Annotated in this window: 15 protein-coding genes, 1 tRNA gene, 1 rRNA gene, 1 other RNA gene and 1 other annotated feature; of the genes, 4 read left to right on the forward strand and 14 right to left on the reverse strand. The window is 39.5% G+C overall.

Annotation, left to right across the window (positions count from 1 at the left end):
* Nucleotides 1-326: 326 nt before the first annotated feature.
* The 7 genes from GZA11_RS14435 to tadA form a co-directional block, all read right to left on the reverse strand.
* Nucleotides 327-590 (reverse strand): pro-sigmaK processing inhibitor BofA family protein, encoded by a 264-nt coding sequence (locus GZA11_RS14435; RefSeq protein ID WP_038538226.1) that lies wholly within the window; start codon nt 588-590, stop codon nt 327-329.
* A 92-nt stretch (nt 591-682) separates the two neighbouring features.
* Complete coding sequence (locus GZA11_RS14440) at nt 683-898, reverse strand: YaaL family protein (protein ID WP_038538225.1); 216 nt, start codon at nt 896-898, stop codon at nt 683-685.
* Between the two features lie 32 nt (nt 899-930).
* Nucleotides 931-1,527, reverse strand: coding sequence for a recombination mediator RecR (recR, locus tag GZA11_RS14445; protein WP_038538222.1), 597 nt, complete (start codon nt 1,525-1,527; stop codon nt 931-933).
* A gap of 127 nt (nt 1,528-1,654) precedes the next feature.
* Nucleotides 1,655-1,969, reverse strand: coding sequence for a YbaB/EbfC family nucleoid-associated protein (locus GZA11_RS14450; protein ID WP_038542001.1), 315 nt, complete (start codon nt 1,967-1,969; stop codon nt 1,655-1,657).
* Between the two features lie 20 nt (nt 1,970-1,989).
* Complete coding sequence (dnaX, locus tag GZA11_RS14455; protein ID WP_163184260.1) at nt 1,990-3,678, reverse strand: DNA polymerase III subunit gamma/tau; 1,689 nt, start codon at nt 3,676-3,678, stop codon at nt 1,990-1,992.
* 216 nt (nt 3,679-3,894) lie between these two features.
* Nucleotides 3,895-4,159: signal recognition particle sRNA large type (gene ffs / locus GZA11_RS14460), an RNA gene on the reverse strand.
* 104 nt (nt 4,160-4,263) lie between these two features.
* Entirely contained in the window at nt 4,264-4,752 is a 489-nt protein-coding gene (gene tadA / locus GZA11_RS14465; protein ID WP_163184261.1) for a tRNA adenosine(34) deaminase TadA, read from the reverse strand.
* A 113-nt stretch (nt 4,753-4,865) separates the two neighbouring features.
* Here tadA and GZA11_RS14470 point away from each other — a divergent pair, with 113 nt between their 5' ends.
* The 3 genes from GZA11_RS14470 to GZA11_RS14480 all read left to right on the forward strand — a co-directional run bounded on the left by GZA11_RS14470 (nt 4,866) and on the right by GZA11_RS14480 (nt 7,773).
* Nucleotides 4,866-6,155, forward strand: coding sequence for a glycoside hydrolase family 18 protein (locus GZA11_RS14470; protein ID WP_038538213.1), 1,290 nt, complete (start codon nt 4,866-4,868; stop codon nt 6,153-6,155).
* Nucleotides 6,156-6,414: 259 nt separating this feature from the next.
* Nucleotides 6,415-7,062 carry a deoxynucleoside kinase gene (locus GZA11_RS14475; RefSeq protein WP_038538209.1) on the forward strand — a complete coding sequence of 216 codons (648 nt, stop codon included), beginning with the start codon at nt 6,415-6,417 and terminating at the stop codon, nt 7,060-7,062.
* A gap of 15 nt (nt 7,063-7,077) precedes the next feature.
* On the forward strand, nt 7,078-7,773 hold the full coding sequence (locus GZA11_RS14480; RefSeq protein ID WP_038538206.1) for a deoxynucleoside kinase: 696 nt from the start codon (nt 7,078-7,080) through the stop codon (nt 7,771-7,773).
* A 316-nt stretch (nt 7,774-8,089) separates the two neighbouring features.
* On the opposite strand, the gene GZA11_RS14485 is transcribed toward GZA11_RS14480, so the two are convergent.
* From GZA11_RS14485 to guaB, 6 genes are all read right to left on the reverse strand, one after another.
* Nucleotides 8,090-8,182 (reverse strand) — tRNA-Ser (locus GZA11_RS14485).
* A gap of 91 nt (nt 8,183-8,273) precedes the next feature.
* Complete coding sequence (gene serS, locus GZA11_RS14490) at nt 8,274-9,554, reverse strand: serine--tRNA ligase (RefSeq protein ID WP_163184262.1); 1,281 nt, start codon at nt 9,552-9,554, stop codon at nt 8,274-8,276.
* A gap of 310 nt (nt 9,555-9,864) precedes the next feature.
* Nucleotides 9,865-10,089, reverse strand: a binding site (T-box leader).
* Nucleotides 10,090-10,152: 63 nt separating this feature from the next.
* Complete coding sequence (gene pdxT, locus GZA11_RS14495; RefSeq protein WP_038538200.1) at nt 10,153-10,743, reverse strand: pyridoxal 5'-phosphate synthase glutaminase subunit PdxT; 591 nt, start codon at nt 10,741-10,743, stop codon at nt 10,153-10,155.
* A gap of 180 nt (nt 10,744-10,923) precedes the next feature.
* Entirely contained in the window at nt 10,924-11,805 is an 882-nt protein-coding gene (pdxS, locus tag GZA11_RS14500; protein ID WP_038538198.1) for a pyridoxal 5'-phosphate synthase lyase subunit PdxS, read from the reverse strand.
* 153 nt (nt 11,806-11,958) lie between these two features.
* Nucleotides 11,959-13,332, reverse strand: coding sequence for a D-alanyl-D-alanine carboxypeptidase family protein (locus tag GZA11_RS14505; protein ID WP_038538195.1), 1,374 nt, complete (start codon nt 13,330-13,332; stop codon nt 11,959-11,961).
* Between the two features lie 149 nt (nt 13,333-13,481).
* Nucleotides 13,482-14,948 carry an IMP dehydrogenase gene (guaB, locus tag GZA11_RS14510; RefSeq protein WP_038538192.1) on the reverse strand — a complete coding sequence of 489 codons (1,467 nt, stop codon included), beginning with the start codon at nt 14,946-14,948 and terminating at the stop codon, nt 13,482-13,484.
* A 107-nt stretch (nt 14,949-15,055) separates the two neighbouring features.
* Between guaB and GZA11_RS14515 the strand changes: the two genes are divergently transcribed.
* Entirely contained in the window at nt 15,056-16,000 is a 945-nt protein-coding gene (locus GZA11_RS14515) for a YaaC family protein (RefSeq protein ID WP_038538190.1), read from the forward strand.
* 272 nt (nt 16,001-16,272) lie between these two features.
* Here the strand turns inward: GZA11_RS14515 and rrf are convergent.
* Nucleotides 16,273-16,389 (reverse strand): 5S ribosomal RNA (rrf, locus tag GZA11_RS14520).
* Nucleotides 16,390-16,426 lie beyond the last annotated feature (37 nt).

The raw sequence follows: 16,426 nt of genomic DNA on the forward strand, positions 1-16,426 counted from the left end.
GTATTAGGCACGCCGCCAGCGTTCGTCCTGAGCCAGGATCAAACTCTCCAAAAAAGTTGATTTAGCTCACAAAATTAACGTTGGCTTCGTTTCAATAGAAACGAATGTTGTAATTTGTTGACGTTTTAGGTTGTTTAGTTTTCAAAGATCGATATTCCATCGTAATCAAAACGACTTTTTCAATATATCATATGGAGTTGTTTTTGTCAACAACTTTTTTGTTTGTCGCTATTAACTCAGCGACCTTTTATATATTACTATACCTATATCTATCCGTCAACTCCTTTTTTCAAAAAAATAAACCCACTGAATTCAGCGGGTTGGTATTAAAGAACCCATTGTTGAATAGCTACCAAAGCAAATAAACCGGGAATGCCTAAAAATCCGGAGATAGCGGAAGTGATAAAATTAATTGGTACATGAATACCGTACTGATTGCCTAATGTGTTTAAAAAAAATAAAAATAGGGCTCCAATTAATATCTTTATCGCGGCTAAGCCCACAAATCGAGCAGGCTTAATTGGCGCTCCTGAGAACAATAATAAAATAATTAATCCCCCTAATACAGCTATGATGAGAATTGGATTCAATAAGACTTACCTCCTCCAAAGGTATCTTTCAATAGAAAATATGTACAAGCCATAAAATATAGACCAAAAAAAGCCCAAGTATTAACTTGAGCTCATTTCAAACTGACATTTCTGTTTTTTGCTTCTTTTAAAAGAAAAATGTATTTCGCTTCTGCAATTTTAGTCTGGCAGACGACCTCTTCGGAGGGATCAAGGCTTCTTTCCAAAAAAAGTTTTTCTTTCTGCCAATTCTCCTTGAAACGATTTAATTGCATAATTACCTTTTCATCATACTCTTTTTTAAGCCGCCCTTTGCGCCGAAAAAACATTCACAATACCCCCGGAATGAACTGTTACTTTATTATACTTCCCTTCTGCCCTCTAAAGCTTTCGATAAGGTAACCTCATCTGCGTATTCAAGATCCCCTCCAACCGGCAGACCATGGGCAATTCTTGTTGTTTTAATACCTGAAGGCTTTAACAAACGTGAAATATACATAGCTGTTGCTTCGCCTTCAATATTAGGATTCGTTGCTAGAATTACCTCTTGTACCGTTTCATCTTGGAGACGCTTTAACAAATCAGGAATATTTATATCCTCGGGCCCAATCCCATCCATAGGAGAAATTGCTCCATGCAAGACATGGTATAACCCGTTAAATTCCTTCATTTTTTCCATAGCAATTACATCTTTCGGATCCTGCACTACACATATGATGCTCCTATCTCGACGCTGATCTTCACAAATATAACAAGGATTTTGATCTGTGATATGGCCGCAGACTGAGCAATAAGTTAAATTTCGTTTCGCATTGACTAACGCTTTAGCAAAATCGAGGACGGTATCCTCTTTCATACTTAAGACGAAAAAAGCTAGACGTGCAGCTGTTTTAGGGCCAATGCCGGGCAGTTTCATAAAACTATCAATCAACTTTGAAATCGGTTCAGGATAATGCATGTTCAATTTTCCTCTCACAAAAAATGAAAGTGCCTTTTAACTAAGGTTTTCCCTTATATTAGTAAGGCACTCTGCTCTGTTGATCTGATTTTTAACGCAAAATCCGCGCATTGTTTTTATACTAATACTAAAACGGAAGATTTAATCCTTTTGTAAATTGACCCATTGTATTATTTGTCAATTCATCTGCTTTCTTAAGCGCATCATTTACAGCAGCAAGAACAAGGTCTTGGAGCATTTCGATATCATCTGGGTCTACTGCTTCCGGTTTTATTTGAACATCTACGACTTCTTTATGACCGGTAACAACAACTTTAACCATCCCACCGCCAGAAGTCCCTTCAACTTTCTCTTGGCCTAATTGTTCCTGAGCCTCTTGCATTTTCTTTTGCATTTTTTGCATTTGTTTCATCATATTTTGCATATTTCCCATACCACGCATCATTATAATACCTCCAATGCTTAATCAATAATTTCTACAAATTCAGCACCAAACAGTTTCTTTGCCTCAGCAATATGCGGTTCTTCCTCCTCAGGAGTTCCACTGTTTTCTCCTTCATCGCTATGCTGACTGTTTATAAAATTTTCCCGAATTGTTAGCCATTGTTCTTCAGGTACCCCTAGTATTAAAAACCTCTTACCAGTTAATTTACTAAAGGAAGCTGAAACAGCCTCGAGAAAATCCTTTCTGCTCATGGCCATTTGGCAGATCATCTCATGCTTAAATTTAATAATTACTGCAGTATCAGAAGCTGCCACTGGCTCTGCCTCATTCAATAGAGCAGCGTGTGATTTCATCAAACCAGCTCTCATTTCGCCCCAATTCGATTTAACTAACTGTAAGTCACTCTTGGTTGCTGCTTTTAAAACCTCGTTAATTTTTCCAATAGGCGCTTGGAACGTATTTCTTGTTGTTCTTGGAGCAGGCTTTTGTTGTTGTGGTGCCGTTTCTTGCGCTGTTGCAGCTATGCCATTTGTCTTTAATTGGTTCAATTCCTGTTCAAGCTGGTCAATCCTCTGCAACAACTTTTCCAATTGTTCAGATGAAGCTGCCTCTCTTTGCTTGGTTTCCATTTGACAAAGCTTGACAACTGCCACTTCAAGGAAAATCCGCGGATGATTAGTCCAGCGCATTTCCTGCTGGGTTTTATTCAGAAATTCTATATACTGATAAAGTTGTTCCGCAGAAGTCGCCTCAGCTAAAAGGCGAAAATCTTCATCAAGCATAGCTCTCTCAAGCGATTCTTCCAAGTTTGGTGCCGTTTTATAAAGGAGCATATCCCTATAAAACAAAATCAAATCTTCAATAAATCGCACCGGATCTTTCCCATGAAATAAAAGCTCTTCGAGAGAGTCTAATCCGCTTGCTACATCCTTTTCCTGAAATGCTCTGGCCATTTTATTTAAAAAGCCTTGCGAAACGGCCCCTGTAACTGTTAGGGCATCCTCCACTGTCACACGGTCTTGGCTATAAGATATGGCTTGATCCAATAAACTTAATGCGTCCCGCATGCCTCCATCTGCGGCTCTGGCAATCATTTGAAGTGCCCGATCGTCGCAGTCTACTCCCGTTTCATCTACAATTAATTTCATCCTATTTACAATTGATTTTGCCGTAATACGTCTAAAATCAAAACGCTGACATCGGGAAATAATGGTTAACGGTATTTTGTGAGGCTCTGTTGTTGCTAATATAAAAATGACATGCTTTGGCGGTTCTTCCAACGTTTTAAGCAAGGCATTAAAGGCACTAATGGAAAGCATGTGCACTTCGTCAATGATGTAGACCTTGTAGTTAACCGCGGTTGGAGCAAACTTTACCTTATCCAGAACATCCCGCATCTCTTCTACTCTAGAGTTAGATGCAGCGTCAAATTCTAGGACATCAGGAATCGTGCCATTGGTAATCCCACGACAGGCCTCACACTCGTTGCAAGGTTCCGCTACGGGGGCATGCTCACAGTTAATTGCCTTTGCTAATATTTTAGCGGCACTCGTCTTACCTGTTCCTCTTGGACCTGAAAAAAGATACGCATGTGATATTTTTTGCTGAAGCAGGGCGTTTTGCAATGTCTTTGTCACATGTTCTTGTCCGACTACATCAATAAATGCCTGTGGTCGCCAGACACGGTATAAAGCTTGATAAGACATACGTCGATCGCCCCCTTCAAAGTAATCATTAAAACTATTATAACGTATCCCTTTTTCATATTTCAAAGTGTATCAATAAAGTTCATAAAAAAACTCATCCCTAGACTGAGATGAGTTTGTTATATTTTTACTTTTTCGAAATTTAGTTTTTAACGTACTTCGTTCTTCTCCATAAAAAACGTAGACTACTTTTTTCTCTTATGTATAAAATCACTACCGCGCACCTTCCGTCGACTTACGCCCATAAGCGTTACTTAAGCAGTTAGCTCGGCCCAGGCACCCCTGCGGCACATGGGAGCGTCCACTTAATGCTGCTTCCTTCCGGACCTGACATGGTTCATGGATTCCCATTGCGCAGGACCCAGGCGTCAACACCACTTACTTAAGGCAGACCCTACAGGTCGTAAGCCTCGGGAAGGGATTCAGTCCCGCTAGAGCGGATTGCGGGTACAGGGCACCGCTACCTCCCCACCTAGCGCGGCAAAGTTGATACCAATTATTAAGTTGCGTCATATTTGATGCCTTTTTAGTATACAAGCATTCTTAAAAAAAAGCAATGAATATCTAATGTAAATTACTGTAAATTCACTTTTTGGCATTTATTTTTTCTAATTTCTTTCGCTCTCTAATTTTTCGAAAAAAATTGGTAAGCATCTGTCCACATTCTTTTTCCAACACACCGCGGACAACCTCACTTTGGTGATTAAAGCGCGAATCCTGTAAAAGGTTCATCAATGTCCCCGCACAGCCACCCTTAGGGTCTGCCGCACCGTACACCACGCGTTTAACTCGGGATAAAACAATGGCACCGGCACACATTGGGCAAGGTTCAAGTGTAACATATAATGTAGTATCCTCAAGACGCCAGGATCCCATTGACTTGCAGGCTTTGTCAATAGCTAATAGCTCCGCATGAGCAAGCGCATTCTGTTCACTTTCTCTTAAGTTATGAGCGCGAGAAATAATTTTACCGTCATGGACAATAACCGCACCGATTGGAACTTCGTTTATTTCATCAGCTTTCTGTGCTTCCTTTATTGCTTCTAGCATAAATAATTCATCTTGGTTTTCCATTTGTTTACCGCCTTTACCTTACACCCTTCATCAAATTTAACAACATTATAACATGTATCCTCTCACACCCTCATAGAATGGTTGTAGTGTATGTTTGATAAGGAGGGATAGAGATGCAAATCCATGTCATAAGACCAAATGAAACGTTATCTTCCATTGCCAGAACCTATCAAACAACGGTACAAGATATTATTGAGGCAAATGAACTACCAAACCCAAATGATCTAGTTGTAGGACAGTCCATTGTTATTCCCATTGTAGGCCGTTTTTATTTCGTCCAACAAGGTGATTCATTATTTTCTATTGGTAGAAGATTTGGGATTCCATACCAAGAACTTGCTCGAATTAATCGAATACCAGCTAATCAGCCCCTTTCTGTCGGCTTACGTCTTTACATTCCACAAGGTAGAAAACGCAATGCAGAGTTTAATGCCTACGTAGAGCCGCGTGGAACATCGGTTGCCCCTGAATTAGAAAACGCCGCTCGGGAAGCAGCACCTTATTTGACCTATTTAGCCCCCTTCAGCTTTCAAGTCAACCGGGATGGATCATTAAAACCACCATTACTAAATAATTTTCCCGCTATCGCTAGAGCAAACCGCAATGTTTTAATGATGGTGATCAACAACCAAGAACAAGATCAATTCAGTGACGAATTAGGCCGAATTTTATTAAATGATATGACTGTTCAAGACCGCTTCCTTGATAATATTGTTGCTACCGCAAAAAGATATGGATTTCGGGACATTCATTTTGATTTCGAGTTTTTACGTCCTGCTGACCGTGAGGCATATAATCGTTTTCTTCGGAAGGCAAAACAAAGATTTCAAAATGAAGGATGGCTCATGTCAACAGCCCTTGCACCGAAAACTAGTGCCACTCAAGAGGGATTATGGTATGAAGCGCACGATTATAAGGCCCATGGAGAAATAGTCGATTTTGTTGTCATCATGACCTATGAGTGGGGATACAGTGGTGGCCCTGCGATGGCCGTTTCTCCAATTGATCAAGTAAGAAGGGTCCTTGATTATGCCGTAACCGAAATACCTCCGGAAAAAATCCTAATGGGTCAAAATCTTTATGGCTATGATTGGACACTTCCGTTTGTACAGGGTACGGTTGCAAAAGCGGTCAGCCCGCAACAGGCTATTCAAATTGCTGCTAGAGAAAATGTCCCGATTCAATATGATATGAAGGCACAGGCACCCTTTTTCAGATATACAGATGATGAAGGAAAGCAGCACGAAGTTTGGTTTGAAGATGCCCGCTCCATTCAGGCAAAGTTTGATCTAATTAAGGAAATGAATTTAAGAGGAATGAGCTATTGGAAGCTTGGACTATCGTTCCCGCAAAATTGGTTATTAATTGTCGACAACTTTAATGTCACAAAACGTGAAAATTAAATCATTTTCTCACACTGCCGTTATTTCGGCGGTTTTTTTGTTTACTTCTTTTTAAAAACTTCCTTAAAAATTCCATATCCCTTCCTGTATCAGATTGTGTTACAATATTCTTTGTGTCAATTTACAGTAGAATTACTCGATTCCTGTTGTAGATATTTGTCGCCAAGAATCGTTTTTTAGATATATAGATGCAAAGATTTTCCGGTGACATACGGTAAATGCTAAAATGTGCAGGCAATTGGAGAAGGAGGCGCAGCAAATGGGGGGGACACCCTTTATAACCGTTGAGGGGCCGATTGGTGTAGGAAAAACATCTCTTGCAAAAGCTATTTCAGAACATTTCAAATTCAATCTCTTGAAAGAGATTGTTGATGAAAATCCATTCCTAGGAAAATTTTATGAAAACATTGAGGAGTGGAGTTTCCAGACGGAAATGTTTTTCCTCTGTAATCGTTATAAGCAATTAAGCGATATCAATACCCAATATATTTGCAAAAGTCAAGCTGTTGTGGCAGACTATCATATTTTTAAAAATTTGATTTTTGCTAAGCGGACTTTAAATCATGAAGAATACAAAAAATACTATCAGATCTATCAAATCTTGACGGAAGATATGCCGCGTCCGAATGTAATTATATATTTAAGTGCCAGCCTTGATACACTATTAAAGCGTATTAAGAAAAGAGGCAGAGAAGTGGAAAAAAATATTAGTCCACTTTATTTAGAACAGCTTTCGCTAGATTATGATCGTACCATGGCAATTTTCGAAAAAGAGCATCCAGAAATTCCAGTCCTCCGTTTTAACGGCGATGAGTTGGATTTCGTAAAAAACAGACAAGATTTAGAATATATTTTTGAAAAACTTGCATCAACACTTAGCGCCGGAAGCTGGACAAACACAATATAGAACAGGGGGATGTTAGTGAGTATCGTTATTGGCGGCATGATTGGTCTTGGGAAAACAAGTGTTGCGGATATTTTGAAGGAACACTTTCAAAATAAAGGTATTGAAAGTAAAGTTTTTTATGAATCGGTGGATGACAATCCAATTCTTCCGCTTTATTATGAGTTAACGCCAGAAGAATTGGAGGCAAGAAGGATCCCTTTTCTCTTGCAATTGTTTTTTCTAAACAAACGGTTTAAAACCGTAAAGGACTGCATTAACTGGAAAAATCCGATCTATACCATTCAAGACCGATCCATTTATGAAGACTGGTATTTTGCTTATGTAAATAAAAACCTCGGGCGAATTTCCGATTTGGAATTCAAAATTTATGAAGACCTAGTTGACAATATGATGGAGGAGTTAGAGGAACTCCCGAAAAAAGCACCTGATTTAATGGTTTATTTAAAAGGGTCCTTTGAAACAGTTATTGAACGGATTATGTCCCGCGGACGAAGCTTTGAAATTAATCCTGAATTAAAGGAGTATTATTTCGAGGTTTGGAAGGGTTACGACGAATGGGTTATGAATCGCTATAATGCAAGTGAAGTATTAATCATCGACATGGATACAACCGATGTCATCAAAAGTGAGGCAGACGCAAGAAAAGTTTGTCATGCAGTAGAAGAAAAATTAAATGAAATTCTTAGTACCTCAAAGACGCATATTGGATAATCCATTATGCGTTATTTTTATGAAATAAACTCAAGCGCTTTGAGAAGTGGTGTTTAACCTTCTGCCAAAAGCGGTCGCTTTCAGTCACGTGATGCATATGCGATCAAAGCTTTCATTGTGTAGCGCTCCAACTTAAAGAAAAGAAACATGATGAGCTAAACGAGATTCGGTGTTAACCGATCATAGGGCGGAGTGTGAAAGCGTCTCGCCGTGAGGAAGCTTGCACAAAACCACTTTCAAAGTCAAAAAAAAATCCGTTACATACATGTAACGAATTTTTATCTCCAGTTTTTATGCGCGTATTAAATGTGATATATGGCGGAGGAAGAGGGATTCGAACCCCCGCGCGGCTTTCACCGCCTCTCGGTTTTCAAGACCGACCCCTTCAGCCAGACTTGGGTATTCCTCCGTAACAACAAAAAATAATTTACCACATTAGTATCCCTATGTCAATGCTAATTATACCTTAACCGGACGAAAATTCGCCCGGTTAAGATTGACTATACTGGCTTAATAACTTCCCTGTTGCCCATATATGGACGAAGTACGGTTGGAATCACAACACTACCATCTTCTTGCTGATAATTTTCTAAAATGGCTGCGACTGTGCGGCCAATGGCGAGGCCTGAACCGTTAAGCGTATGAACATGCTCCGGCTTTGATTTCGGATCACGGCGGAAGCGAATATTTGCCCGTCGTGCCTGAAAGGCTTCAAAATTACTGCAAGAAGAAATTTCTCGATAGGTACCGTAGCTTGGGATCCAAACCTCAATATCATACTTCTTCGCTGCGGTAAAGCCAAGATCTCCTGTACACATGCTCAAAACACGATATGGCAATTCTAAAAGTTGCAGCACCTTTTCAGCTTCGTTAGTCAATTTCTCAAGCTCCTCATAAGAATCCTCTGGCTTCACAAACTTGACTAGCTCTACCTTATTAAACTGATGCTGGCGAATAAGTCCCCTTGTGTCACGCCCTGCTGAGCCAGCCTCAGAACGGAAACAAGCACTATAAGCCGCAAAGCGAATTGGAAGCTCATCCCCATTTAGAATTTCATCACGATAGTAATTAGTCACCGGTACTTCTGCAGTTGGAACTAGGAAGTAATCTTCACTTTCAATGAGGAAAGCATCTTCTTCAAATTTAGGAAGCTGACCTGTACCTGTCATGCTGGCCCGGTTCACCAAGTATGGAGGAATCATTTCCGTATAGCCATGTTCATCAACATGTAAATCAAGCATAAAGCTCATTAAAGCACGTTCAAGGCGAGCACCTAGCCCTTTATAAAAAACAAATCGACTGCCTGTAACCTTGCCTGCTCTTTCAAAATCAAGTATGCCTAAACGATCCGCAATTTCCCAGTGCGGTTTAGCTTCGAAATTAAATTCTCGGATTTGCCCCCATTTTCTAATTTCTACATTATCATCTTCTGTTTCACCAACTGGAACAGATTCATGCGGAATATTAGGGATGCTTAACAGTAACGTTTCTAACGTTTCTTCTACTCCACGAAGTTCATCATCTAGCTCCTTAATACGTTCTCCAACTTGGCGCATTTCCTGAATAAGGTGATCTGCATCCTTCTTCTCTCGCTTTAATGCAGCAACCTGCTGTGAAACCTCATTACGCTTAGATTTAAGCTTCTCAGCTTCGACAATTAACTCTCTTCTTCTTACATCCAATTCTTCAAACTTACCGAGATCTGTTAAATCTTCTCCACGATATTTAAGTTTTTCTTTTACTTCAGCAAAATTAGCCCGTAGATATTTTAAATCTAGCATTGTTAATACACTCCTTTATTAGTTTTTTATCCTCTTCATTTTCAGCCTACTACACGTGGACTTAGAAAAGCGAAGTCGCCCTGGTTTGTGGCATATAGCTTTCTCTTTAGTGCAACCACTTTTGTCACAAACTATTTCCTCATGATTCCTCGAACTGAGATAAAAGGAAACTCGAAAAGCCGACGGCAATTCGATATTAACTGATCGTAGAGCGGGAAGCAAAAGCATCTCGACGCTAAAGCGCTTCTCTAGACCATTCTCAAAGTCAAATATACATTCTTAAATTTTAAATAAAAAACTCCCGTCCCTAAACAGGGACGAGAGTTACCCGCGTTACCACCCTGGTTGACAACAGCTGCTGTCCACCTCATTAAAAATAACGGTTTAATACCGAAAGTACTTACTAACTCCTAAAACCGGAGTATTCCGTACTTTACTCAAGGATGGATTCACAAGTGTCATTCACCGGTTTACACCAGCCACCGGCTCTCTTTAGAACGAACCTCTTGTTACTAATTCCTCTCATTGCTTTAACATATTTTGTGTAATACTAAATTTACTATAATTATAAACCAAAAGCAACCAATTTATTCAGATATTAAACAAGTTGCTTTTGCTTAGCCTCTTCTACCATCTTAACGAAGTAGGCGGTTAAGCGATGGTCTTCAGTCAGCTCCGGATGAAATGAACAGCCAAGGAATTGACCCTCACGTGCAGCAACGATGCGTCCATTATGCTTTGACAGTACCTCTACATTTTCTCCTGCCTCGACGATGTGTGGAGCGCGAATAAACACAGCAGTGAAATTATCAGCCACTCCATTGATCGCGAGGTCAGCCTCAAAGCTATCCACTTGGCGTCCGAATGAATTTCGCTCCACCGTAACGTCCATTAAACCGAGATGAGGCTCATCATAACCAACAATGTTTTTTGCCAATAAAATAAGGCCCGCACATGTACCAAACATTGGTTTTCCACTACTAGCAAATGCTTTTAAATCATCCATGAAATCATATTTATCTATTAATCTGCGCATGGTCGTACTTTCTCCGCCAGGCAGAATAAGTCCATCAACCTCTTGCAGTTCTTCTTTTCGCTTAATTGCAACTGCTTCAACGCCGCATGCTTCTAAAGATTGGATATGCTCGCGGACCGCACCTTGCAATGCAAGAACGCCAATTTTTGTCATGACAATCCCCCTTTTCATTAAAGAAATCGGCGTCATTGGCCGATTCCTTTTGTAAGGATAATTCTATCCAGCTCCTGCGTCCAGAGGCACTTGATCCCGGCCAAGCCAACAAGTAGGCTAACCTTAAATATCCACTTGGCTAATCTTGGCTCCTTAAATAAGACGCTTCCACTTTTCTTATTACCAGCCTCTGTCTTGCATACGTGCTTCAGGAGCAAGGGTATGGATTTCAATTCCCTTCATTGGTGTGCCCAACCCTTTTGAAAGCTCAGCAATTAATTCATAGTCTTGGTAATGAGTTGTCGCTTCAACGATTGCACGTGCAAATTTTGCTGGATTTTCTGATTTGAAAATACCAGAACCTACGAATACACCGTCTGCACCTAATTGCATCATTAAGGCTGCATCAGCAGGAGTTGCAACACCACCAGCCGCAAAATTTACAACTGGAAGGCGGCCAAGTCGTTTAATTTCAAGTAGAACCTCATAAGGTGCGCCTAACAGCTTCGCTTCTGTCATGAGCTCATCCTCACTCATTGACACAACCTTACGAACTTGAGCATTTACTTTACGGATATGACGAACCGCTTCGACAATGTTGCCTGTACCTGGCTCTCCCTTTGTCCGAAGCATAGAAGCACCTTCGCCAATTCTTCTTGCTGCTTCGCCAAGGTCACGACAACCGCAAACAAATGGTACCGTAAATTCCTTTTTATTTAAATGGAATTCTTCATCAGCTGGGGTCAATACTTCACTCTCATCGATATAGTCTACCCCCATAGCTTCAAGAACTCTTGCTTCCACAATATGACCAATTCTAGCCTTAGCCATTACAGGAATAGAAACCGCGTTCATAACTTCTTCCACAATAGTCGGGTCAGCCATTCTTGCTACCCCACCTGCTGCGCGAATATCAGAAGGAACGCGCTCTAAAGCCATAACAGCGACGGCTCCCGCTTCCTCTGCAATCTTTGCCTGTTCTGCATTCACAACGTCCATAATGACGCCGCCCTTTTGCATTTCTGCCATACCGCGCTTTACTCTGTCAGTACCTGTTCTCATTTCCATAATCCCCCTTGGCTTCACCATATTAAAAAATAGTTCTATTATTTTATTAATCTTTCTAATAGAAATACTTTTTTCATAAAATTATTAAATCAACAAAAAAGGATTCCTGTCAAGACAAGAATCCTTCCAATATTTCACTTTTGACTATTAGAACCATCCTTTAATAGTAGAGAAAATACTATCCCAAACATCGCCAAAGAAGTTTCCAATTCCTCTTATCATAAGGATGAACCAATTTGCTTTTTCTACATTTTCAGCAGCAACCACATCTACTTGTGCCTTCTTTTGACCTTCTTTTGTTAAATAGGTGATTTTCTCACCATTCTTTGGCACTAGCTTAATATATCCAACCTTTTCCCCTTTTTTAATTGGAGCCGTCAATTCACCTTTTTTATTGACTTTGTTTTTATCAAGAACTAATACAGGTTTATAGTTTTCCTTTTCACCATTTTCAATAATCATATTCAATGCTGATTTTGTATGAATTTTTACCTGTTTTTCCTTACCCTTCGATACTGGAAGAGTTTCTTTCCCCTTCACTTGGAAATGTTTAGGGACCATTTCTTCCTTTGTTGTATTATTAAAAGCATAATCCATCATTTTTCTCGTTTCATCAAAACGAGCTTTATAGCTACCTTTACCACTTGAATCTACCGCGTTTTGGACAACAGTGATAAACCTTTTGCCATCACGGCTTGCTGTCCCAGTAAAACAATAACCGGCAAAATCCGTTGTACCTGTTTTTAAACCATCAATTCCTTCATAGCTGTACAATAATGTTGGTAGCATCTCATTCCAGTTTATCATTTCAATACGGTCTTCTGTTCCTTCACGGAAAACTTTCCTTGGAATGCTAGCAGTCTTTAAAACTTCTGGATATTCATTAATTAGATGAAAAGCTAGTTTTGCTACCGCACGTGGTGACATCACGTTTTCTTCTTCAGCACCAGTTCCTTCGGTATGTCCTCCATGATAATCTTTATTATTTAAACCTGTTGAGTTAACAAATTTAAAATCCTTTAACCCCAACTTTTTGGCTTTTTCGTTCATCATCTTTACAAAATTCGTTTCCGATCCAGCGATTATCTCAGCAATGGCAATTGTTGCTCCGTTAGCTGAATAAATAACCATTGCCTCATAAAGTTCCCGTACCGTATATTTACCGTCCTTACGCAATGGTACATTGGATAAGGAACGATCTTGAGAGATTTTATATACTAGGTCACTTACATGATATTCTTGATTCCATTTCACTTTTTTGTGTTTGATAGCATCAAGCAATAAGTATTCCGTCATCATTTTTGTCATGCTGGCTACGCCTAGGACACTGTCAGCATTTTTTTCATATAAAACTTTTCCTGTTTCCGCATCAATTAATATTGCCCCGTCTGCATTGATATTTAAGGCTGGTGCCGCTTCAACTTTTTCGACTCCGGCAAAAAGGCTAAAAAATAGAATTATAGCCATAGCACTGGCAATATATTTTCTAAAATTTAAACTACTCACAATAACGCCCTCCATCATTTATTACACTTTGGTTATTTTAACATAACTCTACTACAAATCATAGACAGAGGTTGGAATCATCTTATTGTTATTTTTCCTATTAAGCTAGGGCTTTTTCACCAAAAAGAAAAAAGAGCAGAATTAAAATCTGCTCTTTTAAAAACTTATTGTATAGAATAGTTTGGCGCTTCTTTTGTAATTTGAACATCATGCGGGTGGCTTTCTCTTAAACCAGCACCTGTCATTCTTACGAATTGTGCTTTCATCCTTAATTCTTCCAGGTCTTTCGTACCGCAATAACCCATGCCTGCTCGTAAACCACCAACTAATTGATAAATCGTATCCGCCAATGGTCCTTTATATGGAAGTCGTCCTTCAATACCTTCTGGGACAAACTTTTTATTATCTTCTTGGAAATAACGGTCTTTAGAACCTTTCTCCATTGCTCCGACTGAGCCCATTCCGCGGTAAACCTTAAAGCGGCGGCCTTGGAAAATTTCTGTTTCTCCAGGGCTTTCTGATACTCCTGCAAGCAAGCTTCCAAGCATAACTGCATGTCCACCAGCTGCTAACGCCTTGACAATATCTCCTGAATATTTAATTCCACCATCAGCAATAATGGTTTTTCCATGCTTCATTGCTTCTGTTGCACAATCATATATAGCCGTAATTTGTGGAACACCAACACCGGCAACAACCCTTGTTGTACAGATGGAGCCAGGTCCAATTCCAACCTTTACGACATCAGCACCAGCGGCGATTAAATCCTTTGTTGCTTCAGCAGTTGCCACATTGCCCGCAATAATGGTTAAGTTTGGATATGCCTCTCGGATTTGTCTAACAGTATCAAGAACACCTTTAGAATGACCATGTGCTGTATCTACTACAATAGCATCCACGTTTGCCTTTACAAGCATATCAACGCGTTTCATCGTGTCCTTTGTAACGCCAACTGCTGCACCAGCTAATAAACGACCTTGTGCATCCTTGGCTGAATTAGGAAACTCAATAACTTTTTCAATATCCTTAATGGTAATTAACCCTTTTAACACACCATTCTCATCTACGAGAGGTAATTTTTCAATTTTGTGCTTCTGGAGTATCTTTTCTGCTTCCTTCAGTGTTGTCCCAACCGGAGCCGTAATTAAATTTTCCTTTGTCATTACATCAGAAATTTTAAAGGAATAATCTTGAATAAAACGGAGATCCCTATTTGTAATAATCCCTACAAGCTTTTGCTCCTCAACATTATTAACAATCGGAACACCGGAAATACGATATTTCCCCATCAAATGCTCTGCATCAAACACTTGATGTTCAGGTGTCAAAAAGAATGGATCAGTTATGACTCCACTTTCAGAACGTTTTACCTTCTCTACTTGTTCTGCCTGTTGTTCAATGGACATATTTTTATGGATAATTCCAAGTCCACCTTGACGGGCCATAGCAATGGCCATTTCTGATTCTGTAACAGTATCCATTCCGGCACTAATAATAGGGATATTAAGCTTAACAGCCGGTGACAGTTCTACCTGTAAATTAACATCCTTAGGCAATACTTCAGATTTCCCGGGAATAAGTAATACATCATCAAATGTTAATCCTTCTTTTACAAACTTAGTCTCCCACATTTTAACGGCCTCCACGATAAAAAATATTATTTGTAGGTTATCAATTGGATAAAATACTGTCAAGAGAAGAAAATAAGTAAGATTTTTCTGAAAAGAGTGATTTTATTGTGCGAATTACATATAAAGGCTGGGAGAGTTTCTCCTGTTATTTTTCAGCTGAATATTGTCAAGATTTTCTAAAAAATTGCTATGTAAAGGCACAGATTGACAATCCAGAACAAAAAAGCTATGAAAACTGTTATGCCTTTCTTTATTACCTGGAGCATGGACAAATTTACTATGAACAAGCAGAAAAAGCACCACTTATCATTAAACCGATTATGCTTTTTTATGGTCTCGTTCACTTAATTAAAGCATGTATTTTAACTGCTGATCCTACCTATCCGGAAACAACAGCCGTATTGGCACATGGAGTTTCTACAAGGAAAAGAAAAAAACAAAACTATCTTTTTTTCCAAGATGAAGTTAAGTTACAAAAAAACGGACTTTTCCCGGTTATGTCAGAAAAAATGTTTCACATGAAACATTTAGAGGGAGAAAAAATTCAGATGGAGGAACTATTGCAGCTCATACCAGAGCTTGATGAGTTATTCTATTTACTTTCAGGGAAAAAGACCCATTTTCCTCTGAAAATGACAGGTGAAGAACTAGTCATTCCAAATGAAATCCTTGATCATTATCATATGACGGAAAATCGTTTTAAGGAATTTATTGCTTCAAAATTCAGCGGAAAGGTGGAGTTTACAAAGGATGCTCTTCAATTAAAATGGAGAGAGGGATGGATTTCAGAAGGGTCACCATTCAAATTAAATTGGGAAGAAAAATTCTGGGCCCTGCCATTAAATAAAAGTAAATATCTTCATTTTCCCGAGCTGCTTATCCATTACTTACTGTTGTATAACTTAAGCATGATTGCTCGCTATGAAACAGAGTGGTGGAGTGAACTGACAAAAATGATGCCTAACCGAGATTATCCTTTTATTCATTCATTTCTCCATATAACAATGAAGAAGAGTCCGTTTTTAATCTATCAATTCTTAACAAAAAAATAGAATTGGAAAAGCGCAAGAGACCTACTTGGCGTTGTATGCCCTCCTCTCAAAAGCTATCGCTTAGGTCGAGAAATATCTATGTTATCTCGTCTTTCCTGTGGCGATTACTCCAACAGAAACAAAGGTAACTTAAACAATTAGATGTGAACTGATCGTAGGGCAAATAACGTTGGTGTCTCAGTGTTAGTGCGTTTATGCTAACCCCTTTTGAAGTCGAAAAGATATTTTGCTATTTACAAAAAAAGAACAACCAATTTTGGTTGTTCTTTTTTGCCCGGCAGCGTCCTACTCTCACAGAGGCTTTCGCCCCAACTACCATCGGCGCTGAGAAGCTTAACTTCCGTGTTCGGTATGGGAACGGGTGTGACCTTCTCGCCATTGCCACCGGACCTATTCAATTGAGGTTCATTCCCTCAAAACTAGATA

The organism is Neobacillus sedimentimangrovi (genome assembly GCF_010614825.1).
In the GTDB taxonomy this organism is placed as follows: Bacteria; Bacillota; Bacilli; order Bacillales; family Cytobacillaceae; genus Neobacillus; species Neobacillus thermocopriae.

Excerpts from the sequence above, each read along its gene's own strand:
- GZA11_RS14440 (WP_038538225.1), bottom strand. The coding sequence starts at position 898 with ATGTTTTTTCGGCGCAAAGGGCGGCTTAAAAAAGAGTATGATGAAAAG.
- tadA (WP_163184261.1), bottom strand. The coding sequence starts at position 4,752 with ATGGAAAACCAAGATGAATTATTTATGCTAGAAGCAATAAAGGAAGCA.
- guaB (WP_038538192.1), bottom strand. The coding sequence starts at position 14,948 with ATGTGGGAGACTAAGTTTGTAAAAGAAGGATTAACATTTGATGATGTA.
- pdxS (WP_038538198.1), bottom strand. The coding sequence starts at position 11,805 with ATGAGAACAGGTACTGACAGAGTAAAGCGCGGTATGGCAGAAATGCAA.
- dnaX (WP_163184260.1), bottom strand. The coding sequence starts at position 3,678 with ATGTCTTATCAAGCTTTATACCGTGTCTGGCGACCACAGGCATTTATT.
- pdxT (WP_038538200.1), bottom strand. The coding sequence starts at position 10,743 with ATGACAAAAATTGGCGTTCTTGCATTGCAAGGTGCGGTCCGCGAGCAT.
- GZA11_RS14470 (WP_038538213.1), top strand. The coding sequence starts at position 4,866 with ATGCAAATCCATGTCATAAGACCAAATGAAACGTTATCTTCCATTGCC.
- GZA11_RS14475 (WP_038538209.1), top strand. The coding sequence starts at position 6,415 with ATGGGGGGGACACCCTTTATAACCGTTGAGGGGCCGATTGGTGTAGGA.
- GZA11_RS14450 (WP_038542001.1), bottom strand. The coding sequence starts at position 1,969 with ATGCGTGGTATGGGAAATATGCAAAATATGATGAAACAAATGCAAAAA.
- serS (WP_163184262.1), bottom strand. The coding sequence starts at position 9,554 with ATGCTAGATTTAAAATATCTACGGGCTAATTTTGCTGAAGTAAAAGAA.
- recR (WP_038538222.1), bottom strand. The coding sequence starts at position 1,527 with ATGCATTATCCTGAACCGATTTCAAAGTTGATTGATAGTTTTATGAAA.
- GZA11_RS14505 (WP_038538195.1), bottom strand. The coding sequence starts at position 13,332 with ATGGAGGGCGTTATTGTGAGTAGTTTAAATTTTAGAAAATATATTGCC.